1 protein-coding gene is annotated in these 1,030 nt (G+C 51.9%); it reads right to left on the bottom strand.

All coding sequences use genetic code 11. The features are described 5' to 3' along the window. Positions 1 to 97: 97 nt before the first annotated feature. Positions 98 to 1,030: IS5 family transposase (locus tag BBW69_RS00730; RefSeq protein WP_188210092.1), on the bottom strand; the 933-nt coding region annotated here is incomplete at its 5' end.

Here is a 1,030-nt window from a genome sequence, read left to right as displayed (position 1 = left end):
TTTTCGGCTATTTCCCTCCCCCAATACCTCCTAATTCTACCCAAATACCCCCTCAATCCTCCTCGGATACCTGATAATAAGGGATCCGGGCCGCCTTTTAGGCGGCAACAGGCACACTTAGCCTGTTAGCCTCTTTCAACAGATTCAAACACATCGCCTTCAGATGGCTTTGCGCACTCACTTTGAGCAGACCAAAATAGGCTGCCCGGGCGTAGCGGAATTTACGGTGCAGCGTCCCGAAGCTTTGTTCGATCACATAACGGGTCTTCGACAAATATCGGTTGCGTTTGGTTTGTGCTCCCGACAGCGGATGTTTGCGGTGGGCTTTGCGCATAATGCCGTCCTGCAGCCGACACTCTTCCAGATATTGCCGGTTTTCCTCACTGTCATAGCCTTTGTCGGTATAGACGGTCGTACCTTTGGGTAACCCTTCCAACAAAGGCGACAGGTGTTTGCATTCATGGGCATTGGCGGGGGTAAGGTGCAGTTTTTCGATATAGCCTTCTGCGTCAGTACGGGTATGTTGTTTGTAACCGAGTTTGTAGAGGCCGTTTTTCTTTGTCCAGCGGGCATCGCTGTCTTTACTCGGTGTGGTTTGGCCGCTGACTTGTCCTTCTTCATCGACTTCTATGGCCTGACGCTGTTTGCTGCCGGCGGTCTGAATAATGGTGGCGTCAATGACGGCGGCGGATGCTTTCTCTACTTTTAGGCCTTTTTCGGTCAGTTGGCGGTTAATCAGTTTGAGCAATTCGGACAGGGTATCGTCTTGCGCCAGCCAGTTTCGGTAGCGGCATAAGGTGCTGTAATCGGGGATGCTAAGTTCGTCAAAACGACAAAACAGGTTGAAATCGATGCGGGTGATGAGGCTGTGTTCGAGTTCGGGATCGGAGAGGCTGTGCCATTGTCCGAGCAGGACGGCTTTGAACATGGACAACAGTGGATAGGCGGGACGGCCGCGGTGGTCTCTAAGGTAACGGGTTCTTTGACGATTCAGGTACTGTTCGATCGGTTGCCAATCAATCACCTGATC

Source organism: Neisseria sp. RH3002v2f (assembly GCF_014596375.1).
GTDB classification, from domain to species: domain Bacteria; phylum Pseudomonadota; class Gammaproteobacteria; order Burkholderiales; family Neisseriaceae; genus Neisseria; species Neisseria cinerea.
This window is presented reverse-complemented; position numbering and strand designations above follow the sequence as displayed.